Below are 24,879 nucleotides of genomic sequence, written 5' to 3' on the forward strand. Positions count from 1 at the left end.
GCGCCGCTTCGCACAAATAGCTCAAGCGATCATGGTGTTGGGATTTGGCCCATAGGTCCAGACAGGCGGAATCCGGGGCTTCGTCCCTGCCTGCCAATGGTGCCGGCCAGCCTAGCTAAGCCGGCTGGATCGATTCCATGCTGGAAGGACTGGCAGGGGAGCGCGCCTGAACGCCGCCCTGGCAAGCTTCTTCAGCGCATCGCTACAGTCTCGAAGCGCGTCGCACTGAAGCGGATTCAGGCGACGCGGCTTTAAGTTCTTGTGCATCTCGTTCCGCCAAAACCGCCGTGCGGTTTTGGGCAACATGCATCAAATATCCAGATTGGCCACCGACAGCGCATTGTCCTGGATGAATTCGCGCCGTGGCTCGACCTCGTCGCCCATCAGCCGCGAGAACAGGCTGTCGGCATCGGTCGCATCGTTGACCTTGACCTGGAGCAGCGAACGCACATTCGGATCGAGCGTTGTCTCCCAGAGCTGCTCGGCATTCATCTCGCCGAGACCCTTGTAGCGCTGCATGGTCAGGCCCTTGCGGCCGGTCGCAAAGACGGCGTTGAGCAGTGCCAGCGGCCCCGAAACGGTTTCGGCCACATCCTTGCGCCGCAACACCGGCGGCGTCCCGTAGACTTCGCTGAGGCGCTGCGCGTAGCGGTCGAGCTGGCGGGCATCGGCCGAATTGATCAGCCCCATGTCGAGATGGGCGTATTCCTTGACGCTGCGCACGGTGCGCTCGAAGACATAGCCGCCGCTGCCGTCGTTCGAGGTCGACATGCGGCCGGTCCAGCCGCGCTCGGTGTCCTCGGCGATGATGTCGAGGCGTTGTGCGATCCGCTCCGCCATGGCATTGGCGCGGCCGAGATCGCCGAAGACCTCGGGGTTGAGACCGCCAGCGATCGCCGCCTGCTCGACGACATTGCGGTTGTAGCGCGTGTGCAGGCCGTTGATCAGCTGGCGGACAGCCAGCGCATCGTCAACGGCACTGTGCAGGTCCTGTCCGGTCCGCACTTCACCCGAGCCCAGCGTGAGCGAGGCTTCCTCCAGCCCTGAATCGATCAGGAATTCCTCGAAGGCGCTCTCATTCTTGATGTATTGCGAACTCTTGCCGCGCGTCACCTTGTAGAGCGGCGGCTGGGCTATGTAGAGATGGCCGCGCTCGATCAGCTCCGGCATCTGCCGGAAAAAGAAGGTGAGAAGCAACGTTCTGATATGGGCGCCGTCGACGTCGGCGTCGGTCATCAGGATGATCTTGTGATAGCGCAGCTTGTCGGCGTTGAACTCGTCCTTGCCGATAGACGTGCCGAGCGCGGTGATCAGCGTGCCGATCATGTCGGACGAGAGCATGCGGTCGAAGCGGGCGCGCTCGACATTGAGGATCTTGCCGCGCAGCGGCAGGATGGCCTGGTTCTGGCGAGAGCGGCCGCCCTTGGCCGAGCCACCGGCCGAGTCACCCTCGACGATGAAGATTTCCGATTTTGCCGGGTCGCGCTCCTGGCAGTCGGCCAGCTTGCCCGGCAGCGAAGTGACGCCGAGCGAGGTCTTGCGGGTGATGTCGCGCGCCTTGCGCGCGGCTTCGCGCGCCGCCGCGGCCTGGATCACCTTCTCGATGACGACCTTGCCTTCGGTCGGATGCTCTTCCAACCAGGTGCCGAGCGCCTCGTTGACCAGCCCCTCTACCACCGGCCGCACTTCCGACGAGACCAGCTTGTCCTTGGTCTGCGAGGAGAATTTCGGGTCTGGAACCTTGACCGACAGCACCGCCGTCAGGCCCTCGCGGCAATCGTCGCCGATCAGCGAGACCTTTTCCTTCTTGGTCTGACCCGAGGATTCGCCATAGCCGGTGATCTGGCGCGTCAGCGCGCCGCGGAAGCCGGCCAGATGGGTACCGCCATCGCGTTGCGGTATGTTGTTGGTGAAGGCCAGCACGTTCTCGTGGTAGCTGTCGTTCCACCACATTGCCACTTCGACGGTGATGCCGTCGCGCTCGGCCTTGATGGCGATCGGCTTCTCGATCAGCGGTTTCTTGACCCGGTCGAGATATTTGACGAACTCTTCGAGGCCTCCATCATAGTGCAGTTCATGCCGCACGATGTCGGCGTGACGGGCATCGGTCAGAACGATGCGCACGCCGGAATTGAGGAAGGCGAGTTCGCGCAGCCGGTGCTCCAGCGTGCCGAAGTCGAACTCGACCATTGTGAAGGTCTCGGCCGACGGAAAGAAGGTGATCGAGCTGCCGCTGCGGCCCTCATAGGTGCCTGGCTGCTTGTCCTGCTCGTAGCTGCCCGTCGCCTTCAGCGGCGCATCGGCATTGCCGTGCGTGAAGCTCATTTCATAAATCTGGCCGTTGCGGCGGATCTTGAGCTTCAGCCATGCCGAAAGGGCGTTGACCACCGAGACGCCGACGCCATGCAGGCCGCCCGACACCTTGTAGGAGTTCTGGTCGAACTTGCCGCCGGCATGCAGCTGCGTCATGATCACTTCGGCGGCCGAAATGCCTTCGCCGGTGTGAATATCGGTCGGAATGCCGCGGCCATTGTCGATTACCGTCACCGAACCATCGGGGTTGAGCGTCACGGTGACGAGGTCGGCGTGGCCTGCCAGCGCCTCGTCGATGGCGTTGTCGACCACCTCATAGACCATGTGATGCAGGCCGGAACCGTCGTCGGTGTCGCCGATATACATGCCAGGGCGTTTGCGGACAGCATCCAACCCCTTCAAAACCTTGATGGAATCGGCGCCGTATTCGGCCTCGGCGCCGTTGGTGTTCTCGGTCTGGTCGCTCATGAAAACCTATTGTCTAGATGCCGCTTGTACAGCGCGAAAAAATCGGCCCCGAATCGCGCGTCTGATATGCACTAGATATAGGCGCTAAAGGCGGTTTTTCCAAGGTTTGCGGGCATTTCCCCGGGGATGAGCCGGCTGTCCAGGGCTGGCTCCCGACGGGCGCTATTTCGCCTTGGCCACGCGCTCCCTGAGAAACTTGATCATGAACTTGTATCGCGGGGCCAGCCGCCCGGTCCGCTCGAGTTCCAGCGTCATGTCGAGCGCCTGGGAGAGAACCACCTTGGGGTTCCTGGCGACCTGGGCGTAGTCGACCATGGCGACCACCAGGTCGCGCTGCCATGTCGCGTTGTCAGGGTCGGACCGGGCAAGCTGCTGGCGGATGGCGAGGCTGTCCTGAAAGGCCTGCCGTGCACCTTTGACGTCGCGCTGCTTGACCTTGAGCATGCCGATCTCGGACAGCGTGATCGACAGGTCGCGTTGCCAGTCGGCATTGCCGGGATCGAGCTTCGCCAGCCTGTCGGCGATGGCGAAACTGTCCATATAGGCTTTCAGCGCCCCGTTCTGATCGCCCTGAATGGCGAGAACCCCCGCGACCTTTTCAATGGATACCGAAAGGTCGCGCTGCCAGTCGGTGTTGTTCGGATCGCTCCCTGCCAGCACGCGGGATATTCGGAGCGCTTCTTGATAGGCGGCGAGTGCGTCCGGCCACTTCTCCTGGTCGCTCAGCGCATTGCCGATCTTGGCGTTGCCGACCGACAGGTCGCGTTTCAGCTCGCTGTTGTCGGGATCGCGGCCAACCAGTTGGTCGACGATGACGTGGCTCGCCTGGTAGGCCGCGAGCGCACCGGCGGCATCGCCGCGTTCGCGCTTGAGATCGCCGATCGTCTCATGGCTGACGGAGACGTCGCGCTGGCGCTCGGCATCCTGCGGCTTCTTCCCGGCCAGCGCCAGCCGGATCTTCAGGCTCTCCTCATAGGCCGCCTCGGCATTGTCGAACTGGCCGGCGCTGTGCGCCAGATTGCCGATCTCGTCATAGGTAATGGTGAGGTCGCGTTGCAGTTCGGCGCGTTCGGGTTCGTTGGCGGCGAGCTGTTTCTTGATCGACAGGCTTTCCTGATAGACCTGCGAGGCGCCCGCCAGATCGCCTTGCGTCACCAGCACGTTGCCGATCTTGTCGTCGGCCATGGCGAAATCGCCGAACCATGGCAGGCGGCCGGGCTCGGCCGCGGTCAAATCCATGAGCATGGATCTGGCGGTCCGGTAATTCTCCAGCGCGGCCGGCAGGTCGCCTTGCGCCATCCTGATATTGCCGAGCTTGATATGGCTGACGGCAAAGTCGCGCTTGACGCTCGGATCGGTTTCCCGGGCGGAGCGCAATTCGAGATTGGATACCAGCGCCGAAAAGGCGCGGCCCGCGGCGTCGGTGTTGCCGACGAGGGTGTAGAGCTTGCCGAGTTCGTCCAGGGTGCGGATCTGACGGTCGGCATCCTCCAGCGCCAATGAGGACTGCCCAGCCTCGCCATAGAGCGAGAGCACCGTTTCATAGTCCTTGATGGCGGTGGCGTAGTCGAAGTCGGCGCGCGCCGCACCGCCGGACAGATAAAGCGTCGCGGCCTCGGACAGGGTGCGGCTGACGAAATTGACCTTCAGCGCCTGGCGCGAAATATTGTCTATGTCGGCTGCCTTGGCGAGAAGGGCGCGGGCGCCATCGAAGGCGCCGAGCGAAAGCTGTTCCTCGGCCTGCCGGCGCAACTCCGCCACCTGCGGATCGTCGGAGGCGAGCGCCTTCATTTCGCTGCGCACCTTGACGAAGGCGTCGGCAGCCTCGCGCAGCCGGGCGTTCAGGCTGCCGGCGGAGAGATGGCTGGCGTCGGCGCTGATCAGCGCGCCATAGAGCGGCGCCAGCGGCATGTCGGCGTCGTTGGCGATCTGCTCGACCTCGCCGCGCATTTGCGGAGTCACATCGGCCATGGCCAGCAGCAGGCGTTCGCGCTCCGGCAGTTGCTCCTTGGCCTCAGCGGCAAAGAACAGCTTCGGCAGGCCGCTTTCGACATAGGGCAGCTGTTTGCCGCGTGTGAGGTCATAGACCTCCTGCTGCACCAAGGTCAGCACCGAGCGGATCTCGAGCCCGTCCGTGCCGAGATATTTGGTCAGCGCCGTCGTGAAGGGTGAGTTTTGCCCGGTGCCGTCGGCGGCCGCCTCGCCGGGTGCGGCCGAAAAGGCGAACAGGATGTTTTCCGCTCGCCCGACGCGGCCGAGGCCTGGCTTGACCTTGTTGACGACTTCCTTCGCCAGCGAGGTCGCGCCGCGACCGTTGCCACTGCTCCCCGAGAACGGATCGCTGCGGCAGGCGTCGAGCACGATCAGCCCGACCTTGGCGGTGGCGGCGACGGCGTCGCGCACCTCTTCCAGCGGCAGGCTGGTCTTGTCCAGTTGATCGAGCGAGGAGGAGTCGGCATCGACCGGCAGCAGCCGGTTGTCGCCGGAGATTTCGACACCATGGCCGGAGAAATAGACCAAGGCCACATCGGCGCCCTTGGCATCCTCGCGGAAATCGTCGAGGGCGCGCCGCATGCGCCTGAGGTCGCGATTGGTTTCGAGCACGACCTCGAAGCCGAGTTTCTTCAGCACCGCTTGCATGGCCTCGCCATCATGCAGGGGATTGGCAAGCGGCCGGACCAGCCGGTAGTCATCCTCGGCGATGACCAGCGCCACGCGCCGTTCCGCCGCAGCGGTGACGATGGTCGCGAGCATCAGCAGCAAGGCAAACAGCAAACGCAAGTCGAACCGCCCCCGGCTCAGTCCCTTGCCGACCATTCCACCTCTTTATGGCGCGAGCAAGCGAGGCACTCGGCCAAACCTGCTCTTTCAGCCGGCGCGCATCGGTTTCAACGCCTCGCTCCAGCGCAACAGCTCGTCCAGCATGGTCCTGGCGCCACCCGCCACCTGGTCGCTGGCGCTGAAGGCACCGTTCTCGTCGAGCAGCTTCTGGTACATCGGCAGCGCGACGCCCTCGGGGATCGGCATGATCCCCACGGCGGCCAACAGAGGCTTCAGCGCCTGCGCCGCGCGCAGGCCGCCGGAGACGCCGCCATAGCTGAAAATGGCGGCGGGCTTGTACTTCCATTCGCGCGCGAGGTAGTCGATCGCGTTGATGATCGCGGGCGCCGCGAAATAATTGTACTCGGGCGCCACGAAGACAAAGGCGTCGGCGGCGTCGATCGCCTTCGACCACGCCTTGGTGTGGTCGTTCTGATAGTTGCCCAGCCTCGGATGATGCGGCTCGTCGAGCACCGGCAGGTGGAACGCGGCGATGTCGGCCAGCACTGGCTCGAATTTCCCGTGCTCGCGCGCGAACGTCTCAAGCCATTCCGCAAAAACAGGACCGGCGCGGCCTGGCCGCGTGCTGCCGATGATGATGTTCAACTGGTGCTTCAAGACAGGCTCCTTTGTCGGCGGTATCTCTTGGTGACTGTCACTACGGCAGAGCGTCCTGTCGGACAAGGTTTGAACGCCAGGCGGAGCGGTCACGATCGGATGAACAGACTGTCTGCTTCGTGCCGCGCATTGCCTGCCGTTCGGTCACATGGACGTCCGGGGCGCCAGCCACTACATTCAAGCATCAGCGGAGCACTTCATGGACACTCAGCCCGCCCCCTTTGTTCCTCCCGCCCCGAAGCCGCGTACATCGCCGCCTTCGACGCTGGAGATGATCCGTATCGTCTACCGCAATCCGCTCGAACTCTGGGGCGAGCCGACCTACAACGAACCCTGGATTTCGGCCAAGGGCGCGGGCGGACCGCTGGTCATCGCCAACGATCCTGGTCTCATCCGCCATGTTCTGGTCGACAATGCCAAGAACTACAAGATGGCGACGGTGCGCCAGAAGATCCTGCGCCCGATCCTGCGCGATGGCCTGCTGACCGCCGAGGGCGAGGTCTGGAAGCGGTCGCGCAAGGCGATGGCACCGGTTTTCACGCCGCGCCACATCTTCGGCTTTGCCCAGCCGATGCTGAAACGCACGCTCGAGTTCGTCACCCGCTACGAGCAGGGCGGCACATCCGACATCGCCCATGACATGACGCTGCTCACCTATGACATCCTGGCCGAGACCCTGTTCTCTGGCGAGATCGCCGGCGAGCCGGGCAGTTTCGCCAACGAGATCGACCGTTTGTTCGAAACCATGGGCCGTGTTGATCCGCTCGACCTGTTGCGGGCGCCCGATTGGCTGCCGCGGCTCACCCGCATCCGCGGCCGCAAGACCATGGCCTATTTCCGCAAGATCGTGACCGATACCGTCAAGATGCGCGAAGAGAGATTCAGGCGTGATCCCGATGCCGTACCACAGGATTTCCTGACGCTGCTGCTCAAGGCCGAAGGCCCGGAGGGGCTGACGCGCCCGGAAGTCGAGGACAACATCATCACCTTCATCGGCGCCGGCCATGAGACGACGGCGCGGGCGCTTGGCTGGACGCTTTATTGCCTCGCCGAATCGCCATGGGAGCGCAACCGGGTCGAGCAGGAAATCGACCAGGTGCTGGCGCGCGAACCCGATCCGACGAAGTGGCTCGACGCCATGCCGTTGACCCGCGCCGCCTTCGACGAGGCGCTCCGGCTCTATCCGCCGGCGCCATCGATCAACCGCGAGCCGATCGTGCCTGAGATGTGGAAGAATCTCTATATCCCCAAGCACGCGGCCGTGCTGGTGATGCCGTGGGTCGTCCATCGTCATCGGAAGCTGTGGGACCGGCCAGATGCCTTCCTGCCCGAGCGTTTCCACCCGGGGAACCGTGAAAAGATCGACCGTTTCCAGTACCTGCCGTTCGGAGCAGGTCCGCGCGTCTGCATCGGCGCCAGTTTCGCCATGCAGGAGGCGATCATCGCGCTCGCCATCCTTTTGTCGCGCTTCCGCTTCGACACCACGGCCGAAACGAAACCCTGGCCGGTGCAGAAATTGACGACCCAGCCGCAAGGCGGGCTGCCGATGCGGGTCACGCCTCGCTAGGCATGCCGATATTCTGGTGATGCCCGAATGCGAACGGTGGCGGCCTGACCTGAATCTCAACGCACCTTGGGCTTACGCCGCGGGCTTGCGCTGCTGGAACTGGCCGGCGGCGCGGAAGCGCCAGAGGTAGCTCGGCAGGATCGTTGCGATCGACTGCGGCTGGATGCCAAGCCCGGCAAGTGTCCGGTTGGCCTTGGCGGCGGCGTCCGAAACGATGTTGTGCTCGCGCAACAGCATCACCTGGTCCCTGGTCAAGAGCGGATTGGGCAGCAGGCCGAGGACCGAGGCCTGGATGTTGGCCACCCACCACGGTACCGGGACCAGCAGGCGCTTGCGCTCGATCACCGCGAGCAACTCTTCCATGCACTCCTTGAAGGTGAGCACGTTGGGGCCGCCAAGCTCATAGATCTGGCCGCGATTGATCTTGCCATCGACCGAGCGTGCCACCGCTTCGGCGACGTCGCCGACATAGACCGGCTGGAACTTGGTCTGGCCGCCGCCGATCAGCGGCAGAACCGGCGAATAGCGAGCCATGTTGGCAAAGCGGTTGAAGAAGCTATCCTCGGGTCCGAAGTTGATCGACGGCCGGAAGATCACGGCGTCGTTGATCGTCTCCAGCACGGCCTTCTCGCCTAGCGCCTTGGTGCGCGCGTAATCCGATTCGGAGTCCGCGTCGGCGCCAAGCGCCGAAACATGCGTCAGCCCGGCGCCAACGGAGCGCGCGGCTTCGGCGACGGCGCGGGCGCCGAATTCATGCACGGCGGAGAATTTCTGCCGGCCGCTCTCATGCAAGACGGCAACGAGATTGACGACATGGTCGGCCCCTTGCACGGCGCGGTCGACCGACCAGCGCACCCGCACATTGGCCTGCACCGGCTGGATCTGGCCGACATTGCCGAGCGGCTGCAAATGGCCGGCAAGGTCGGGCCGCCGGCAGGCGACCCGGATGCGATAGCCGCGCTTGGCCAGCGCGCGCACCACGTGGCGGCCGACAAAACCTGACCCGCCAAAGACGACGACGAGCTTTGGGGTCTGCAGGATTTCGGTCATGGCGGGCTCCGGCGCACTTTCCAGATGGCTTGGCTGAAGCCGTTTCATAGTCCGTTTTGCGCCAAAGGCAAAGGGTGACGCGTCGTCGCGTCACCGCTCTCGAAAGCTTGTTAGAATGCCTTGCCGATACGGGCGTCGACCGAGTGCCGGTTGCCGCCGCGAATGACGAAGAAGAGCAGGATCGCGGCCCACAAAAGCGACTTTTCAGCACCCGAATAACCCTGGCCCATGGTCACCCAGTGGAACCAGACGGTCACCAGCAGCACGAACAGGCCGGCAAAAGCGGCCGGACGCGTCAAGAAGCCGATGGCGATGAAAATGCCACCGAAAAATTCGGTGCAGGCCAGAAGCAACGACCAGAAGGCGCCGGGATAGAAGCCGAGGCCTTCGACCATCTCGGCGGCGCCGAACGGATTGGTGATCTTCTGCGAACCGTGGATGGTAAGAAACCCGCCGGCGATGACGCGAAGAAGGGTTTCTCCGGCATCATGCAGCGACGAATACAGGCGGCCAAGCGCCGGAATGATCAGCTTGCCGTGGGAAGCGTCGGTGGTTGCGGACATCGTGGCTCCTGTTGTTGCGATGATCCCCTTGCAAACGCCCGATGGTCCCCGTCAAGTCAAGTTACCAAAAGTTAACTTTTATAATCACGTTTGTGCGCGCGAGATGAAAAAGCAGAAAACCCCGCCGAAGCGGGGTTTTCCGGGTGAAGCTCTTGTCGAAACCAGGGTCCAACGAGGCGGCATGACCTGAGACGGTATCAGCTGGCGTGAAGCAAGCACGCCCGCCCCAGCCCTGGACGCATCCGACAGAAGACACCGGCCGGGCACCCCAACCCGGACAGTCATGGGTCGCGGCGACGCGCGCGAAGGTTCACGAAGGCGCGGAAAAATCGTCGATTTCTTCAGGCCGAATAGCGTTCGGCGAATTCGGAAATACGCTGCACCACAGCCTTGGGCGCGGTGATGCCGCGCGCCTGCGCCTTCTCGGCCGCCTCGGCCCGGGCGCGGCCCGGCACATGCACGCCAAAGCGGCGGCGCAGGCGGTCAAGCTGGTCCTTCATGCGCTGCTCGAAATCCGGGTCGAGCAGCTTGGGCTCGATGGCCAGCACGAACAGGCCGGTTCCGGGGTTGTCCGGCCCACCGGTGAACCATGGCGCGTCGAGCGACCAATTGGCCCCGGAAATCCCCGCCGCCAGCACTTCGACCATCAGCGCGATGTTGGCTCCGCGCTGGCCGCCAAAGGCAAGCATGGCGCCTTTCATGGCCGCTGCCGGATCGGTGGTCGGGTTGCCGCTGGCGTCCAGCGCCCAGCCTTCGGGAATTTTCTTTCCGTCCTCGGCCGCCTTGCGGATGTTGACGAAGGCGGTGGCGCTCGAGGACTGGTCGATGACAAGCGGCGCGCCGTCGGCGGCCGGCGCGGCAAACGACATCGGGTTGGTGCAATAGACCGGCTTGACCGAGCCCGAGCCGGCAAGCACGGCCGGACCGTTGGTGGCGGCGAACGATACCAGTCCCTGTGCCGCCAGCCTTCCGGTGAAATAGCCAAGCGCGCCGCATGTGTAGGCATTCTTCTGCGAGAAGATGGCAACGCCGAACAGCCTTGCCGCCTTGGCGAGATCGTCGATCGTCCGGTCGAAGCCGGTATGCGCCAGACCGCCGCGTGCGTCGGAGAGATAGACGGCCAGCGCCGGCCTGGTGATAAGCGGATCGGCATTGCCGTCGATGCGGCCGGCCTCGAGGGCCTCGAGATAGTCGATGAAATGCGAAAGCCCGACGGTCGAAAGCCCTTCCGCCTCGGCTGCGATGATGGAGGCCGTGAGCGATTGCGCGGCCTCCTCATTGGCGCCTGCGCCGAGTGCCGCCATCCGGCACAGTCCTCTTGCCTGGTCGAGACTGAGTTGCATCATAGCCGTCCTGGGGTCGCGAGAACTGGTTGAGGTGGTCGGGTCCGTGCGTAGCAGCAGATGAGCCGGCGTTTGTGTTGAAAATCGTCCGCAACTGCAAGAAAAGCGGCGGATGTCTCCATCGAGCCGTGCGCGATCGGTGCGCCTCTAGCCGACCTTGACCGGTATCCGCGCTTCGATCCGGCTGAAGGCCAGGACGAGAATGCCGGTGATCGCCATATAGATCAACGCCAGCAGCAGCAAGGGCTCGTAGGTGAGGTAGGTATCCTGTCGCACCTTGGACGAGACGGCGAAGATATCGATCACGCTGATAGTCGCCACCAGCGGTGTCGACTTCAACTGCAGCACGGTCTCACCGGTCAGCGTTGGCAGTGCCCGGTAGAAGGCCTGCGGCAGCCAGACGCGCTGGAAGATCTTCCAGCGGCTCATGCCGAAGGCGCGGGCGGCTTCCAGCTGTCCCTTGGGCACGCCGGCAAAGGCACCGCGCATCACCTCGCCCTCGTAACCAGCGAAGGACAGGGTCAGCGCCAGCACGCCATACGGCCAGGCCTGTCTGAGATAGGGCCACATCCAGGATTCGCGGATCCATGGATATTGCGGGAACAGCGAGCCCAGCCCGTAATAGAGCAGCCACAGTTGCAAGAGCAGCGGTGTGCCGCGGATGATGGTGCAGAAAACCTTCGCCGGCGCCGCAACCCAGATTGAACCGGCGGCCTGCGCCAGCCCGACCGGCACGGCGATCAGGAAGCCGAGCACGCAGGTGACGGCCAGGATCCACAGGGAGCGCCAGATGCCCATCAGGCCCAGTGCCCAATATTGCGGCAGCCAGTCCCAGCGCATGAAAAAGGCGGCTGACAGCACCAGCCCCAGAGCGATCAGGATGAGGACGATGCGGTGCGGCTGCAGCCATAGCGAGGCGCGCGCCGCGGTGTTGATGATGGCGGCCTCGCCCACCATCAGCGTGCATCCTTGATCGAAGGCATGCCGCGCCGCGCCCATTTCTCGGCGCGGCCAAGCAGGAGGTTGGAAAACAGCGTCACCGCGAGATAGAGCACGCCGGCGGCGAGATAGAATATCAGATAGGCCTTTGTGACGCCTGCCGCCTGCCGTGTCGCAAGCGTCAGTTCGAAGAAGCCGACGACGGCCAGCAGGGCGGTGTCCTTGGTCGCGATCAGCCACAGATTGGCGAGACCCGGAATGGCAAAGGGCAGCATTGCCGGCAGCGTGATGCGCCGCAGGAGAAGGCCGGGAGACATGCCGTAGGCACGGGCGGCTTCGATCTGGCCCTGCGGGATGGCGAGAATCGCGCCGCGCATGACTTCCGTCGAGTAGGCGCCCTGGACGAAGCCAAGCACGGCTATGCCGGCCACCAGTCCGTTGATATCGACACGCTGGTAGCCGATCGCGGTGAGCACCTGGTTTATCAGGTCGGTGCCGGCGTAGTAGAGCAACAGGATCAGCACCAGTTCAGGCACGGCGCGCACCACGGTGGTGTAGACCGCAAGCAGGTCGCGCACGACAGGCCCGCCATAGAGCTTGCCATAGGCACCGCAGGTTCCGATGAACAGGCCGACAATCGTGGCGCCGACGGCGATCTCGATCGAATGCAGCAGCCCGAGCATGAGTGTCCCGCCCCAGCCGACGGGCGCGGGCGAGAGGAGTTCGATGATACCGGCCGCCGAGGCCGGAAGAAACGCGTCGATCAGCTTCGCCCCCGGATTGCTGGCGCTATTCGCCGACGTCAGTGGCCGACGGCAAGCATGCGTGGGAAGGGTCGGCCGGAGAGCATGACACTGGCGTCATGCCCTCCGGCTCGTGCGAGGGGCGTCAGTTCGACTGCGTCGAGCCGCCGTAAATGTCGAAATCGAAGTACTTCTTCGAGATTTCGTCATACTTGCCGTTGGCGCGGATCGCCTTGATGCCGGCGTTGATCTTTTCCTTCAGGGCGGTGTCTTCCTTGCGCACGCCGGCGCCGACGCCGGGTCCGAGCACTTCGTCGTCCGGAGCCACCATGCCCTTCAGGTCGCAGCAGGCCTTGCCCTGGTCGGACTTGAGGAATTCGCCAAGCGCGATGGAGTCTGCCTGCACCGCATCGAGGCGGCCGGCGGCGAGATCCTGGTTGGCTTCGTCCTGGGTCTGGTATTCCTTGATCTCGGAGGCCGTCGCGCCGAAGTGCTTCTTGGCGTAGACGGCGTGCACGGTCGACACCTGGACGCCGACGACCTTGCCCTTGAGGTCATCCGGCGTCGAGCCGAACTTCTGGTCCTTCGGTCCGATGATCGCCGTCGGCGTGTTGTAATACTTGTCCGAGAAGTCGATCGTCTTCTTGCGTTCGTCGGTGATCGACATCGACGAGACGATGAGATCGATCTTCTTGGTGGTCAGCGCCGGAATGATGCCGTCCCAGGCAACCGGCGTGATGACGCAGTCGAGTTTCTCCTCGGCGCAGACGGCGTCGATGAAGTCGATCTCCCAGCCGACCCATTTGCCCGAAGCATCCGGCGAGGTGAAGGGCGGATAGGGCTCGGCGGCGACGCCGATCTTGACCGGGTCGGCCTTGGCCACGCCCATGGCGGCGACGCCGAGCAGCAGTGCCGCGGCGAATGTCTTCAGAACAGTCTTCATTTCGTGACTCCCAGTTTGTTGTTGGTTCCCGGTTTTCTTCCGTCCCGGCCTGTCCCTAGCCGATGTTGCGGATGAACTGCTTGAGCCTTTCGGATTTCGGCGCGCCGAAGATCTGTTCCGGCGGGCCTTCTTCCTCGACCAGCCCGTTGTAGAGATAGACGACATGGGTCGCGACCTCGCGGGCGAATTTCATCTCGTGGGTGACCAGCACCATGGTGCGGCCCTCGCGCGCCAGGTCGCCGATCACCTTCAGCACCTCGCCGACCAGTTCGGGGTCGAGCGCCGAGGTCGGCTCGTCGAACAGCATGACGCGCGGATTGATGGCCAAGGCGCGCGCGATGGCGGCGCGCTGCTGCTGGCCGCCCGACAGATAGGCGGGATAGACGTCGCGCTTTTCGGCAAGTCCGACGCGTGCCAGCAGCTTTTCGGCCTGGGCGATCGCCTCGTCGCGCCTGACGCCAAGCACATGCACCGGAACCTCGATGACGTTTTCGATCAGCGTCATGTGGCTCCACAGATTGAAATTCTGGAACACCATGCCGAGCTTGGAGCGGATGCGCTCGATCTGCTTGCGGTCGGCCGGAACGGTGTGGCCGTGGCTGTCCGCCTTCAGCTTGATCTCCTCGCCATTGACGCGGATGATGCCGCTGGTCGGATTTTCGAGGCAGTTGATGCAGCGCAGCAGCGTCGATTTGCCCGAGCCTGAGCCACCGATGATGGCGATCACCTCACCATCGCGTGCCGACAGAGACACGCCCTTCAGCACATGCAGTTCGCCGAATTTCTTGTGCAGGTTTTCGACATGGATGGCTTCGGCGGCGCCGTCCTGCGCCGTTCTTTCGAGGACGGATGCAGCGCCCTGCGCCATCATCCCTTCGACGCTCCGCGGAGCGGTCGAGCCCATCGCTGCTGGATTGTTTTACCCATTACCCATCACTGGACAGAGTTCCCCTTCTCAAGATGGACCGTTCCGCTTGCCTCCGTCAACCATGGTTTTTGGACCATTGATCACGGCTTGCTGTAGTGGTTAGTGGCGGCAGGGATGTTTCGGGAGAATTTAGTGGGCAAAACATACGGTTCGCAGTCCATGGCAGGACCGCTCAAACGCGTGCTGATGCGGTCCGCGTCGAGTGCCATGCGCCACGCCAAGGCGCGGGAATGGCACTATGGCCCGGGCTTTGACCCGCAGAAAGCCGCCGCCCAGCATGAACGGCTCACGCAGCTGGTCGCGGCTTCAGGGGCCGAGATCGAATGGCTGACGGACGCCGATGACGGGTTGGCCGATTCCGTCTTCACCCACGACCCTTCGCTGATGACCGATCACGGCGCCGTCATCCTGTCCATGGGCAAGGCACTGCGCCGGCCGGAGCCCGGCCTGCACGAGGCCGCCTACACCAGCATGGGCATTCCGATCCTCGGCCGCATCGAGCATCCCGGCCAGGTGGAAGGCGGTGACTGCGTCTGGGTCGATGCCGGCACGCTGGCCATCGGCCGCGGCGTACGCACCAACCAGGACGGCATCCAGCAGCTCGCCAACCTGCTCTCCCCCAAGGGCATCCAGGTCTTTGGCTTCGATCTGCCGCTGTGGCATGGCGAGGAAGCCTGCCTGCATCTGATGTCGGTGATCAGTCCGCTCGCCGACGATCTGGCTTTGGTCTATTCGCCGCTCCTGCCGGCGGCCTTCTACCAGATGCTGCGGGCACGCGGCATCAAGCTGGTCGAGGGCGATGCCGATGAGTTCATGGCCTCCAACGGGCTCAGCCTCAACGTGCTGCCGACCGCGCCGCATCAGGTGATCGCCGTCGCCGGCTTTCCCAAGACGGCGGCGGCCATGGAAGCGGCCGGCTGCACGGTTTCCACCTTCGAGGCGGATGCGCTGTGCATCGCTTGCGAGGGCGGTCCGACCTGCCTGACACGTCCGGTGCTGCGCCAATGACGACCACCAAGACGATCACGGGGCCGACCATCGGCGAAGCCCTCATCACGCTGCTCGAAGCCCATGGCGTCGACACTGTCTTCGGCATTCCGGGCGTCCACACGGTCGAGCTCTACCGTGGCCTGGCGCGCTCGAAAATCCGCCATGTCACACCGCGCCACGAACAGGGCGCCGGTTTCATGGCCGACGGCTATGCCCGCGCCAGCGGCAGGCCGGGTGTCGCCTTCGTCATCACCGGACCGGGGCTGACCAACACCATCACCGCCATGGGCCAGGCGCGAGCCGATTCGGTGCCGATGCTGGTCATCTCGGGTGTCAACGCCACGCCGACGCTGGGCAAGGGGCTTGGCTTCCTGCATGAGTTGCCGGATCAGCGCGGCATGATGGAAAAGGTGGCGCTGTTGTCGCGGCGTGTCGCCGAGGCCAGTGAGTTGCCCGGGGCATTGGCACAGGCCTTTGCCCTGTTCTCGTCCTCGCGGCCAGGCCCGGTGCATATCGAGATCCCGACCGATGTCATGGTCAAGCCGGCTGACAATATCACGGCACTGCTGAGCAATGCGGCACCGCCGGCGCCGGACGGCGCGGCAATTGCCGGTGCAGCCAAACTCATCGCCGCCGCGCACCGCCCGCTGATCCTGGCCGGCGGCGGCGCCAAGGGTGCCGAAACGCCATTGCGGCGCCTTGCCGAGAAACTGGGTGCGCCGGTCGTCGAGACCACCAATGCGCGGGGTCTGTTGCACCACCACCCGCTCTGCGTGCCGGCAAGCCCCAGCCTGAAGGCGGTCCGCGCGCTGATGGCCGAGGCCGATCTGGTGATTGCCGCCGGCACTGAATTCGGCCCGACCGATTATGACGGCTACGGTGATGGCGGCTTCGTTCTGCCTTCCAACCTGATCCGCATCGACATCGGCGCCGACCAGCTCGCGCGCCGCCCGGTGACGATCGGCATCCAGGCCGACTGCGCCGAGGCGATCGAGGCCTTGCTTGCCGTGATCGGCTCCGCTTATCCTGCGGCGCCAGACGGCGAGGCACGCGCCGCCACGGCAAGAAAGGCGGCGTTCGCCGAGCTCAGCCCGGCCTATGTGGCGCAGGTGCGTGCGGTGGAGATGATCCGCGACGCATTGCCGGGCGCCATTGTCGTCGGCGATTCGACGCAGCCGGTCTATGCCGCCAACCTTTATTACGACCACGACCGGCCAGGCGGCTGGTTCAATGCCGCCACCGGCTTCGGCGCGCTTGGTTACGGCCCACCGGCCGCGATCGGCGCGGCACTAGCCGTGCCCGATGCACCGGTTGTCTGCCTGACCGGAGACGGTGGTTTCCAGTTCACGCTGCCCGAACTTGGCGCGGCGCTCGATGCCCAGGCCCCGGTTATCTTCGTGGTCTGGAACAACAGGGGCTATCGCGAGATCGAGACCTCGATGCTCGATGTCGGTGTCGAACCTGTGGGGGTCTCGCCGGCGCCGCCGGATTTCTGCAAGCTGGCCGAAGCCTATGGCATCGGTGCCGAGCGGCTGGCCGATATCGGCGCCTTGCCGCAGGCGCTGAGGCGGGCCCGGGCGACAGGGTTGCCGCGTGTCATCGAAATCACGGTCGATTGAGCGCCAAGGCCGGCGTTGATTTTTCAACCTGTACCGGCCATTCGCCGGCTTGCCTATCGCACGGCGCGAGCCGCGGGGCCGGCAAATCGCGGTGGCCGGCGAACTGACACATGCAAAGACGCAACAACTGCCATGTCGAGATATCAGTTGAGTGATTGCCCGAAAGGCGCGACGCTTCGCGTCGGCGCGGCGCAACAAGCGAAATAACCATAAGAATACGACAGGAGCGATCCAGGATGACGGAAACACTTCAAGGCAGGCATATCGTCGTGACCGGTGGAACCGGCGCGCTCGGCGGCGCGGTGGTTGGCCGGCTGCTGGAGCAGGGCGCGATCTGCCATGTGCCGAACGCACATGCCGCGGCACCCCACCATTTTCCATTCGCCGCGCACGAGAACGTCAAGCTGGCGCACAATGTCGACCTGTCGGATTCCGCCAAGGTTGAAGGCTTCTATACCCAGGTTCCCGCCTTGTGGGGATCGATCCATCTCGCCGGCGGTTTCGCCATGGCGCCGGTGGAAAAGATCGAATCGGCGTCCTTTGCCGAGATGATGGACACCAACGCCCGCACCACCTTCCTGTGCAGCCGAGCGGCTATCCGTTCGATGCTGGCTTCGGGCACATCAGGCCGCATCGTCAATGTCACCGCGCGCGCCGGGCTTGACCCCAGGCGCGGCGCCGGCATGGTCGCCTACACGGCCAGCAAGGCGGCGGTCGCGGCCATGACGGTGGCGATGGCCGAAGAGCTCAAGGCCAAGGGCATCCTGGTCAATGCCGTGGCGCCGTCGACGCTCGACACGCCGGCAAACCGCGCCGACATGCCGGATGCCGATTTCACCAAATGGGTCAGCCTCGAAGCGGCTGCCGAGGCCATCGCCTATCTCGCCTCGCCCGCCAACCAGGCGATGAGCGGAACGCTGGTGCCGCTCTACGGTCGGGCGTAGCTCCGCTATCGAACGACCTGGCTCTCGCCAAAGAAAAACCCCGCCGGATCGCTCCGGCGGGGTTTTTTCTTTGGGTGGAAGAAGAGGCTTAGTTGCCCTGCTTCTTCAGCGCGGCACCCAGGATATCGCCCAGCGAAGCGCCGGAATCGGTCGAGCCGTACTGGGCGACCGCTTCCTTCTCTTCGGCGATTTCCAGCGCCTTGATCGAGACCTGCAGCTTGCGGGTCTTCTTGTCGAAGGCGATGACGCGGGCATCGACCTTCTGGCCGACGGTGAAGCGCTCGGGGCGCTGCTCGTCGCGGTCGCGGCTCAGGTCCGAGCGCTTGATGAAGGTCTCGATGCCGCTGTCGACCAGCCGCACTTCCAGACCGCCATCCTTGACGCCGATGACCTCACAGGTGACGACGGCGTTCTTGCGCAGTTCGCCTGAAGTCGCCGCTTCGCCGACCGTGTCGCGGGCCAGCTGCTTGATGCCGAGCGAGATGCGCTCCTTCTCGATGTCGACGTCGAGCACCTGCGCCTTGACGATGTCGCCGCGATTGTACTCTTCGATGACCTGCTCGCCCGGACGGGTCCAGTCGAGGTCGGAGAGGTGCACCATGCCGTCCACGTCGCCTTCCAGGCCGATGAACAGGCCGAACTCGGTCTTGTTCTTGACCTCGCCCTCGACCTGGCTGCCGACCGGATGGTTGCGCGCGAAGGCTTCCCACGGATTCTCAAGCGTCTGCTTGAGGCCGAGCGAGATGCGGCGCTTGGCCGGATCGACCTCGAGCACCACCACGTCGACTTCCTGCGTCGTCGACAGGATCTTGCCGGGATGCACGTTCTTCTTCGTCCACGACATTTCCGAAACGTGGATGAGGCCTTCGATGCCCGGCTCCAGCTCGACGAACGCGCCGTAGTCGGTGATGTTGGTGACGGTGCCCTTGATCTTCTTGCCGATCGGGAACTTCGTGCCGATCTCGGACCACGGATCGCTCTCGAGCTGCTTCATGCCGAGCGAGATGCGGTGGGTTTCCTGGTTGATGCGGATGATCTGCACCTTGACCGTCTGACCGATGTTGAGGATTTCGGTCGGGTGGTTGACGCGGCGCCATGCCATGTCGGTGACATGCAGCAGGCCGTCGATGCCGCCGAGGTCGACGAACGCACCGTAGTCGGTGATGTTCTTGACGACGCCTTCGACAACCTGGCCTTCTTCGAGGTTCTGCACGATTTCCGAACGCTGTTCGGCGCGGCTTTCCTCGAGTACGGTGCGGCGCGACACCACGATGTTGCCGCGGCGGCGATCCATCTTGAGGATCTCGAAGGGCTGCGGGTTGTGCATCAGCGGGGAGACGTCGCGGATCGGGCGGATATCGACCTGGCTGCGCGGCAGGAAGGCCACGGCGCCGTCGAGGTCGACGGTGAAGCCGCCCTTGACCTGGTTGAAGATGACGCCTTCGACGCGCTCACCCTTGGTGAACTTCTCTTCGAGGCGGACCCAGCTCTCTTCGCGGCGGGCCTTCTCACGCGAAAGCATCGCTTCGCCAAGCGCGTTCTCGATGCGCTCGACATAGACTTCGACGGTGTCACCGACCTTGAGGGTGGTGTCCTTGCCCTTGACGCCGAATTCCTTCAGCGGCACGCGGCCTTCGACCTTGAGGCCGACGTCGATGATGGCCATGTCCTTTTCGATCGCGGTGATCGTGCCCTTGACGACCTGACCTTCACCGGAATGGCCGGTGGTGAATGATTCTTCGAGCAGGCTCGCGAAATCGTCGCGAGTGGGATTTGCAGCTGACATTGTTTCTCCTGGAGTGCCCCGCATCTCTGAGCGGGACGGCGCCGTGGGTTAGCGTTGCGTTGGCCTGCCGGCGTTCCGGGCTTTAAAAAGCCCTGGGCCGCTTTGAAGCGGCAATTCCGGCGCATGAAGAATGCTGGCAGGCTGGTTCGTGCCCGATATGGGTATTTTCTTCGCTTCCGGCAACGGAAACAGCATGAAAACCCGGATCAGGCCTTGTTTCTCTTGGCCAGCACGTCGTCGATGACAGCCATGGCCGCGAGAAACGCGGCTTCTATAGCCATTTCGCTGGTATCAAGCAAGTGCGCGTCTGCGGCCGGCTTCAAGGGCGAGTCGGCGCGGCCCATGTCGCGCTCGTCGCGGCGCACGATGTCGGCGAGGATTTCGGCGAAATTGGCGGTACCGCCGATGCTTTCGATCTCGGCCAGCCGGCGTCGTGCCCGCACTTCGGCGCTCGCCGTCACATAGAGTTTGATGTCGGCGTCGGGGCAGACGACCGTGCCGATGTCGCGCCCGTCCAGCACCGCGCCTGGCGGCGTCTTGGCGAACGCGCGCTGCTTCTCGACGAGGATGCGCCGCACCGTCGGGAACACCGCGACCTTCGAGGCCGCCTCGCCAACGGCATGCGCTGACAGCACCGCGCGGTCGAGCTTTGCCAGGTCGACCTGGCGGGCGGCGGTTTCGGCCGCCGAGACATTGTCGAGCGGCAGCGCGTGCTGGATCAGCGCATAGGCGACCGCGCGATAGGTGAGGCCGGTGTCGAGCAGGTTCAGCCGGTAGTGGTCGGCGAGCCGCCGGGCCAGCGTGCCCTTGCCGGCGCCGGCGGGACCGTCGATGGCTATGGTGAAGGTATGGGTCATTGGCAGGCCAACGCTTCGCAAGGCTTGGCGCCCGGCCCACGCGCCTTCGTCATCCCAAGGCGGAGCAGGAGCGCAGCTCCGTCGCGGAGACCCTGGGATCCATGCCGTGACATCAGTCGAAGAGTGCCGCGGTCCAAAACTCTGCACCGTCGAGACGCTTTGGCGTCACGGCATGGATCCTCGGGTCTGCGCGTCCGCTTCGCTCCCGCTCCGCCCGTGGATGACGAAGGGAAGGATGTCGGCCCCCATTCTCCAAAGTTCGTGATTGCCACGACTGTCACCCGATCTCCGCGCCGAGCTCCGTCATCAGGCCCATGAACTCCGGGAAACTCGTCGCGATCATGGCCTGGTCGTCGATGGTGACAGGCTTTTCCGTCGCCAGTCCCATGACCAGAAAGCTCATGGCGATGCGGTGGTCGAGATGGGTTTGCACCGTCGTGTCCAGGCCGTTGGGATGGCCGCCCAGCCCCTTGCCGCCCGGCCTGCCGCGCACCGCGAGCGTTGCTTCGCCCTCGGTGCAGTCGACGCCGTTGAGCTTCAGCCCGTTGGCGACGGCCGACAGCCGGTCGGATTCCTTCACCCGCAGCTCTTCCAGGCCCTGCATCAGCGTCTCGCCTTCGGCGAAGCTCGCGGCAACGGCCAGCACCGGGTACTCGTCGATCATCGACGGTGCCCGCTCCGGCGGGACGGCGACGCCCTTCAATTCGGAATAACGCACGCGCAGGTCGGCGACATCCTCGCCCCCGGCATTGCGCGGGTTGAGGATGTCGATCTTGCCGCCCATTTCCTGCAGCGTCAGAAGCAGGCCGGTCCGGGTCGGGTTCATCAGCACGTTTTCGATTGTTATGTCGGAACCCGGCACGATGAGTGCCGCGACCAGCGGGAAGCCGGCCGAGGACGGGTCGCCGGGCACAGCGATCGTCTGGCCCGTCAGCTTGCCCTGACCCTCGATGAAGATGTGGCGCACGCCGCGCTCGTCGGTCTCGACCGACAGGTTGGCGCCGAACCCCTTCAGCATCTTTTCGGTGTGGTCGCGCGTCATCACCGGTTCGATCACCGTGGTGATGCCTGGCGTATTGAGGCCGGCGAGCAGCACGGCCGACTTCACCTGCGCCGAGGCCATCGGCACGCGGTAGGTGATGGGTGCGGCGTGCTTGGGACCATGCAGCGTGATCGGCATGCGGTCGCCCGGCGTCGCCTTCAGCACCTGCACGCCCATCTGGCGCAGGGGCTCGAGCACGCGACCCATCGGCCGGCCGGACAGCGAGGCGTCGCCTATGAAGGTGGTTTCCATGTCGTAAGTGCCGACCAGGCCCATGGTCAGCCGTGAGCCGGTGCCGGCATTGCCGAAGTCGAGCGGGCCTTCCGGCTGCAGGAGCGCGCCATTGCCGGTGCCGCGGATCACCCACTCGGCGCCGCGCTTCTCGATATGCGCGCCCATCGCCTTCATGGCCGCGCCCGTGCGCATCACGTCCTCGCCCTCCAGCAGGCCGGTGATGCGGGTTTCGCCGGAGGCGAGACCGCCGAACATGAAGGAGCGGTGCGATATCGACTTGTCGCCCGGCACGCGTGCCGTGCCGGAAAGTGCTTGAGATTTGCGGGCGGTGGCCGGCTTGGCAGCGGCGGCGTGAGACATGGAATTTCCCTGGACGGAATGCCGGCGGGCCGGCGCTTTTCATTTGTTGCGGCGGTCTCGTATCACGGCGGGGCGAAATGGTCATCCCCATGGTCGTCACTTGCCGCGAGGCCTTTTACTGCTTGGTTTTGTGACGCCGGCTTTTGGCTTTGACAGCGCCGCAAACAGTGGTTAAGGGGACCACTCTTTTATTCACGAGGCTTGCCGTGGCAAAAACCGAACTTGGCACAAAGCGTATCGACCCCGAAACGGGTCGAAAATTCTACGACCTGAACAAGGACCCGATCGTCTCGCCCTACACCGGGAAGACCTATCCACGTTCCTATTTCGAGGAAGGCAAGATCGCCGCCCTCGAGGAGGAAGAGGAAGTGGCCGAGAAGGAAGTGGACGCCGAGGACGAAGAGGGCGTTGAAGTCGTCTCGCTCGAAGAGGCCGACGAGGACGTCAAGGGCGACGACCTGCCGGATCTCGGCGACGACGAGGACGTTGATCTCGGCGACGACGAGGACGACACCTTCCTCGCCGACGAAGAGGAAGAAGACGACGACGTTGCCGACATGATCGGCGTCGGCGACGACGACGACGAGGTCTGATCGACCCGAGAGACAAGCGTTTGCAGGCTTTCTTGGCCTGTGAACAAAAAGCCGGCATTGAAGGCTTGATATCTGGGAAAGGCGGGGTTAGAAGCCGCCTGCACTAACGGCGCGGTGTTCCAACCCGCGCTGATCTCTTCGCCGGAAACGGCGCCGGTTGACTGCCGGAAGTGGGGCCATAGCTCAGTTGGGAGAGCGCTTGAATGGCATTCAAGAGGTCGTCGGTTCGATTCCGATTGGCTCCACCATCAGTCTCTATGTGAATAAAATCAAGTAGTTAGATGGGTCAGAAATGACCCCATGATCCCTATTTCTGACCCCGCCGCGAGCGGGGCGCAGCATAGAGCATAGACGGCGACCCCTGCCGCGCGTACGCGCATGTCTGCTTTGGCTCTGTGCTGCTATCATGTTGCCATGGAATCAAACGGCCAAAGGACACCTACTCGGAACAGCCCGTGCCCTTGCGGGAGCGGGAAGCGGTACAAGCACTGTCACGGGCGGCTCCAGCGTCCGGGCGTAGAACGCGACAGTGAGGAGCAGCTTCGTAACGATTTGCGGCTCATAGAGGCGCGGGAAATGCTGCGTCGACGGCATCAAGGGTATGGGCGCCCAATCATCACACTGGTCGTTGGTGGGGCCCGGATAGTGGTCTGCGGCAAACGGCTCCTGTCATCGCCGACTTGGCGTTTCTTCCCGGACTTTCTCATTGAGAATCTGAAGGACGTGCTGGGCCGACAATGGGGTGCAACTGCGTCGAAAGTGATGCCGGATCATCCCATTTTCCGCTGGCTGAAACTTTTACAGGACGCTCGCAGCCGACAGCCGCTTCCAGCAGCCCTTCCCATGACCGGCGGCCTTTCAGCCCTCAACCGGCTTTCCTACGCGCTTTACCTCATCGAGCATAACGACAAGCCTCCCAAGAGCCTTATCAAGAGATTGCGAAGACCGTCCGAGTTCCTCCCAGCGTGCCAGGAGGCGCTCGTGGCCTCGGCCTTCGCTCTGGCCGGTGCCACGATTGAAGGGGCGGAGGAGGTCAAGAGCCGAGGAAGCAAGCCGGAGTTTTTCGCGTCGTTCGCAGCAGGACCTAAGTACGCTGTCGAGGCCAAACGCAAGAGCGATTGGAAAACCCCTTGTGATCCCGATAACGCCGATTTCGTGTTGGAGCTTCGCGCGTGGCTGCGCCACAGGCTTTATTCGGCCTCGGTCAAGAAATTGTCTAAGCCGGTGTTCTGGTTCGAGTTGGGGATCAGCCATGGCCTCACTGAGGAAAAGGGTGAGAAGGTCGGGAATCTAATTACCGAAGCTGTGAGAGATTCTGAAAGCTTGACCATCGACGGTCAGCCGGTTCGGCCAGCTTACGTTGTGGTGACGAACAATGCGGACTTCGCCGACGATCATTCCCCAGCAGGGCTGCAATTTGGCCTGTTGATGGGCTTCGCAATGCCAGACTTTCGCGGTGGTAAGCTCGATTTGGAGACGGCGATGCAGCGCCACGACAAGCACCGGCCCATACGGCGCGTAGTCGAGTGCCTTGTGGAGGTGCAGCAAGTTCCCAACAGTTTCGATAACGTTCCTGATGAGTTGCTAGACGACAGCGGGCGACCTATCGACCCGCCAAAGATCGGGAGACGGATAGAGTATCCGGCCCAGGACGGTTCCATTAGGACCGGTGTTATTGAGGAGATAACCTCGGCCTGGAACGGGACAGCGATGGCGGCCGTGTGCGGCGATGAAGACGGAGAACGGGTGGTCATTTCCATTCCCCTCACGCCGCAGGAAGTCAAAGCGGCAAAGAAGCTTGGCGATGCTGTTTTTGGAAAGCCGGAGGGGCCGCGAAGTGAAGGTACGTCCGACCCCCTCAAGCTTTATGACCGCATGCTCGAAATCTACCGCGACTATCCGCAAGAGTCGCTTCTGCTGCATCTCGAAAGGCATCCACAGGCGGATGAATTTAGGAATATGCCCCTTGCCGACCTTCGCGTGAGGACCGCCCGTGAGATGGTCAAAACCATAGTTTACGCCAGCGAGCGGGACGAGAAAAAGGACCCCGGTGGTTAGCCGGGGCCACCCCAGCCCAACCCATCGATAGGGCGGACAAGAGACAAAGCTCGTGATGGAGAGGGCCCGGCCCGATCTTGACCGGGGCCTCGGTAGCTCAG

General features: G+C 63.8%; 19 protein-coding genes, 1 tRNA gene and 1 pseudogene. 8 read left to right on the forward strand and 13 right to left on the reverse strand.

Going from position 1 to position 24,879, the window contains the following annotated elements:
* Positions 1-309: 309 nt before the first annotated feature.
* From gyrB to AC07SZ_RS31185, 3 genes are all read right to left on the reverse strand, one after another.
* Positions 310-2,781 carry a DNA topoisomerase (ATP-hydrolyzing) subunit B gene (gyrB, locus tag AC07SZ_RS31175; protein WP_056569248.1) on the reverse strand — a complete coding sequence of 824 codons (2,472 nt, stop codon included), beginning with the start codon at positions 2,779-2,781 and terminating at the stop codon, positions 310-312.
* 162 nt (positions 2,782-2,943) lie between these two features.
* Positions 2,944-5,562 carry a caspase family protein gene (locus tag AC07SZ_RS31180; RefSeq protein ID WP_494917346.1) on the reverse strand — a complete coding sequence of 873 codons (2,619 nt, stop codon included), beginning with the start codon at positions 5,560-5,562 and terminating at the stop codon, positions 2,944-2,946.
* 87 nt (positions 5,563-5,649) lie between these two features.
* On the reverse strand, positions 5,650-6,219 hold the full coding sequence (locus tag AC07SZ_RS31185; protein WP_056569251.1) for an NADPH-dependent FMN reductase: 570 nt from the start codon (positions 6,217-6,219) through the stop codon (positions 5,650-5,652).
* 199 nt (positions 6,220-6,418) lie between these two features.
* Between AC07SZ_RS31185 and AC07SZ_RS31190 the strand changes: the two genes are divergently transcribed.
* Positions 6,419-7,786, forward strand: coding sequence for a cytochrome P450 (locus AC07SZ_RS31190; protein WP_494917348.1), 1,368 nt, complete (start codon positions 6,419-6,421; stop codon positions 7,784-7,786).
* Positions 7,787-7,858: 72 nt separating this feature from the next.
* Here the strand turns inward: AC07SZ_RS31190 and AC07SZ_RS31195 are convergent, their stop codons facing one another.
* The 7 genes from AC07SZ_RS31195 to AC07SZ_RS31225 form a co-directional block, all read right to left on the reverse strand.
* A complete protein-coding gene (locus tag AC07SZ_RS31195) occupies positions 7,859-8,836 on the reverse strand; it encodes a complex I NDUFA9 subunit family protein (protein ID WP_494917350.1) in 978 nt (325 codons plus the stop codon).
* A 110-nt stretch (positions 8,837-8,946) separates the two neighbouring features.
* Entirely contained in the window at positions 8,947-9,399 is a 453-nt protein-coding gene (locus AC07SZ_RS31200) for a DoxX family protein (protein ID WP_494917351.1), read from the reverse strand.
* Between the two features lie 341 nt (positions 9,400-9,740).
* Positions 9,741-10,742 carry an Ldh family oxidoreductase gene (locus AC07SZ_RS31205; protein WP_494917353.1) on the reverse strand — a complete coding sequence of 334 codons (1,002 nt, stop codon included), beginning with the start codon at positions 10,740-10,742 and terminating at the stop codon, positions 9,741-9,743.
* 147 nt (positions 10,743-10,889) lie between these two features.
* Positions 10,890-11,699: an ABC transporter permease gene (locus AC07SZ_RS31210; RefSeq protein ID WP_056570350.1), complete on the reverse strand. Its 810-nt coding sequence runs from the start codon at positions 11,697-11,699 to the stop codon at positions 10,890-10,892.
* Positions 11,699-12,364 (reverse strand): ABC transporter permease, encoded by a 666-nt coding sequence (locus AC07SZ_RS31215; RefSeq protein WP_056569260.1) that lies wholly within the window; start codon positions 12,362-12,364, stop codon positions 11,699-11,701. Before AC07SZ_RS31215 ends, AC07SZ_RS31210 begins: the two co-directional genes overlap by 1 nt.
* Positions 12,365-12,569: 205 nt before the next feature.
* Positions 12,570-13,367 (reverse strand): transporter substrate-binding domain-containing protein, encoded by a 798-nt coding sequence (locus AC07SZ_RS31220; RefSeq protein ID WP_056569263.1) that lies wholly within the window; start codon positions 13,365-13,367, stop codon positions 12,570-12,572.
* Between the two features lie 55 nt (positions 13,368-13,422).
* Entirely contained in the window at positions 13,423-14,235 is an 813-nt protein-coding gene (locus AC07SZ_RS31225) for an ABC transporter ATP-binding protein (protein WP_056570352.1), read from the reverse strand.
* A 219-nt stretch (positions 14,236-14,454) separates the two neighbouring features.
* Between AC07SZ_RS31225 and AC07SZ_RS31230 the strand changes: the two genes are divergently transcribed.
* The 3 genes from AC07SZ_RS31230 to AC07SZ_RS31240 all read left to right on the forward strand — a co-directional run bounded on the left by AC07SZ_RS31230 (position 14,455) and on the right by AC07SZ_RS31240 (position 17,848).
* Positions 14,455-15,303 carry a dimethylarginine dimethylaminohydrolase family protein gene (locus AC07SZ_RS31230; RefSeq protein ID WP_056569266.1) on the forward strand — a complete coding sequence of 283 codons (849 nt, stop codon included), beginning with the start codon at positions 14,455-14,457 and terminating at the stop codon, positions 15,301-15,303.
* Positions 15,300-16,904: a 5-guanidino-2-oxopentanoate decarboxylase gene (locus AC07SZ_RS31235; RefSeq protein WP_172371122.1), complete on the forward strand. Its 1,605-nt coding sequence runs from the start codon at positions 15,300-15,302 to the stop codon at positions 16,902-16,904. The genes AC07SZ_RS31230 and AC07SZ_RS31235 overlap by 4 nt, the downstream gene beginning before the upstream one ends.
* A 236-nt stretch (positions 16,905-17,140) precedes the next feature.
* Positions 17,141-17,848, forward strand: coding sequence for an SDR family NAD(P)-dependent oxidoreductase (locus AC07SZ_RS31240; RefSeq protein ID WP_056569271.1), 708 nt, complete (start codon positions 17,141-17,143; stop codon positions 17,846-17,848).
* Positions 17,849-17,936: 88 nt separating this feature from the next.
* Here the strand turns inward: AC07SZ_RS31240 and rpsA are convergent, their stop codons facing one another.
* From rpsA to aroA, 3 genes are all read right to left on the reverse strand, one after another.
* On the reverse strand, positions 17,937-19,634 hold the full coding sequence (gene rpsA, locus AC07SZ_RS31245) for a 30S ribosomal protein S1 (protein ID WP_056569274.1): 1,698 nt from the start codon (positions 19,632-19,634) through the stop codon (positions 17,937-17,939).
* 206 nt (positions 19,635-19,840) lie between these two features.
* Positions 19,841-20,491 carry a (d)CMP kinase gene (gene cmk / locus AC07SZ_RS31250; RefSeq protein WP_494917355.1) on the reverse strand — a complete coding sequence of 217 codons (651 nt, stop codon included), beginning with the start codon at positions 20,489-20,491 and terminating at the stop codon, positions 19,841-19,843.
* Between the two features lie 277 nt (positions 20,492-20,768).
* Positions 20,769-22,127, reverse strand: a complete 1,359-nt coding sequence (aroA, locus tag AC07SZ_RS31255) for a 3-phosphoshikimate 1-carboxyvinyltransferase (RefSeq protein WP_494917357.1) — start codon at positions 22,125-22,127, stop codon at positions 20,769-20,771.
* 206 nt (positions 22,128-22,333) lie between these two features.
* Here aroA and AC07SZ_RS31260 point away from each other — a divergent pair, with 206 nt between their 5' ends.
* The 4 genes and pseudogenes from AC07SZ_RS31260 (at position 22,334) to AC07SZ_RS31275 (ending at position 24,778) form a co-directional block, all read left to right on the forward strand.
* On the forward strand, positions 22,334-22,720 hold the full coding sequence (locus AC07SZ_RS31260; RefSeq protein ID WP_056569283.1) for a TIGR02300 family protein: 387 nt from the start codon (positions 22,334-22,336) through the stop codon (positions 22,718-22,720).
* 172 nt (positions 22,721-22,892) lie between these two features.
* Positions 22,893-22,968 (forward strand) — tRNA-Ala (locus tag AC07SZ_RS31265).
* A 166-nt stretch (positions 22,969-23,134) separates the two neighbouring features.
* Positions 23,135-23,221 (forward strand): annotated as a pseudogene (locus AC07SZ_RS31270) (SEC-C metal-binding domain-containing protein); the annotation flags it as partial.
* 75 nt (positions 23,222-23,296) lie between these two features.
* On the forward strand, positions 23,297-24,778 hold the full coding sequence (locus AC07SZ_RS31275) for a hypothetical protein (protein ID WP_494917451.1): 1,482 nt from the start codon (positions 23,297-23,299) through the stop codon (positions 24,776-24,778).
* Positions 24,779-24,879: the final 101 nt, after the last annotated feature.

Source organism: Mesorhizobium sp. GW821-FHT07A06 (assembly GCF_059419085.1).

Coding starts and splice junctions, on each gene's coding strand:
- gyrB (WP_056569248.1), bottom strand. CDS start 2,781: ATGAGCGACCAGACCGAGAACACCAACGGCGCCGAGGCCGAATACGGC.
- AC07SZ_RS31190 (WP_494917348.1), top strand. CDS start 6,419: ATGGACACTCAGCCCGCCCCCTTTGTTCCTCCCGCCCCGAAGCCGCGT.
- AC07SZ_RS31195 (WP_494917350.1), bottom strand. CDS start 8,836: ATGACCGAAATCCTGCAGACCCCAAAGCTCGTCGTCGTCTTTGGCGGG.
- AC07SZ_RS31200 (WP_494917351.1), bottom strand. CDS start 9,399: ATGTCCGCAACCACCGACGCTTCCCACGGCAAGCTGATCATTCCGGCG.
- AC07SZ_RS31205 (WP_494917353.1), bottom strand. CDS start 10,742: ATGCAACTCAGTCTCGACCAGGCAAGAGGACTGTGCCGGATGGCGGCA.
- AC07SZ_RS31210 (WP_056570350.1), bottom strand. CDS start 11,699: ATGGTGGGCGAGGCCGCCATCATCAACACCGCGGCGCGCGCCTCGCTA.
- AC07SZ_RS31215 (WP_056569260.1), bottom strand. CDS start 12,364: ATGCTCGGGCTGCTGCATTCGATCGAGATCGCCGTCGGCGCCACGATT.
- AC07SZ_RS31220 (WP_056569263.1), bottom strand. CDS start 13,367: ATGAAGACTGTTCTGAAGACATTCGCCGCGGCACTGCTGCTCGGCGTC.
- AC07SZ_RS31225 (WP_056570352.1), bottom strand. CDS start 14,235: ATGGCGCAGGGCGCTGCATCCGTCCTCGAAAGAACGGCGCAGGACGGC.
- AC07SZ_RS31230 (WP_056569266.1), top strand. CDS start 14,455: ATGGCAGGACCGCTCAAACGCGTGCTGATGCGGTCCGCGTCGAGTGCC.
- AC07SZ_RS31235 (WP_172371122.1), top strand. CDS start 15,300: ATGACGACCACCAAGACGATCACGGGGCCGACCATCGGCGAAGCCCTC.
- AC07SZ_RS31240 (WP_056569271.1), top strand. CDS start 17,141: ATGACGGAAACACTTCAAGGCAGGCATATCGTCGTGACCGGTGGAACC.
- rpsA (WP_056569274.1), bottom strand. CDS start 19,634: ATGTCAGCTGCAAATCCCACTCGCGACGATTTCGCGAGCCTGCTCGAA.
- cmk (WP_494917355.1), bottom strand. CDS start 20,491: ATGACCCATACCTTCACCATAGCCATCGACGGTCCCGCCGGCGCCGGC.
- aroA (WP_494917357.1), bottom strand. CDS start 22,127: ATGTCTCACGCCGCCGCTGCCAAGCCGGCCACCGCCCGCAAATCTCAA.
- AC07SZ_RS31275 (WP_494917451.1), top strand. CDS start 23,297: ATGCTGCGTCGACGGCATCAAGGGTATGGGCGCCCAATCATCACACTG.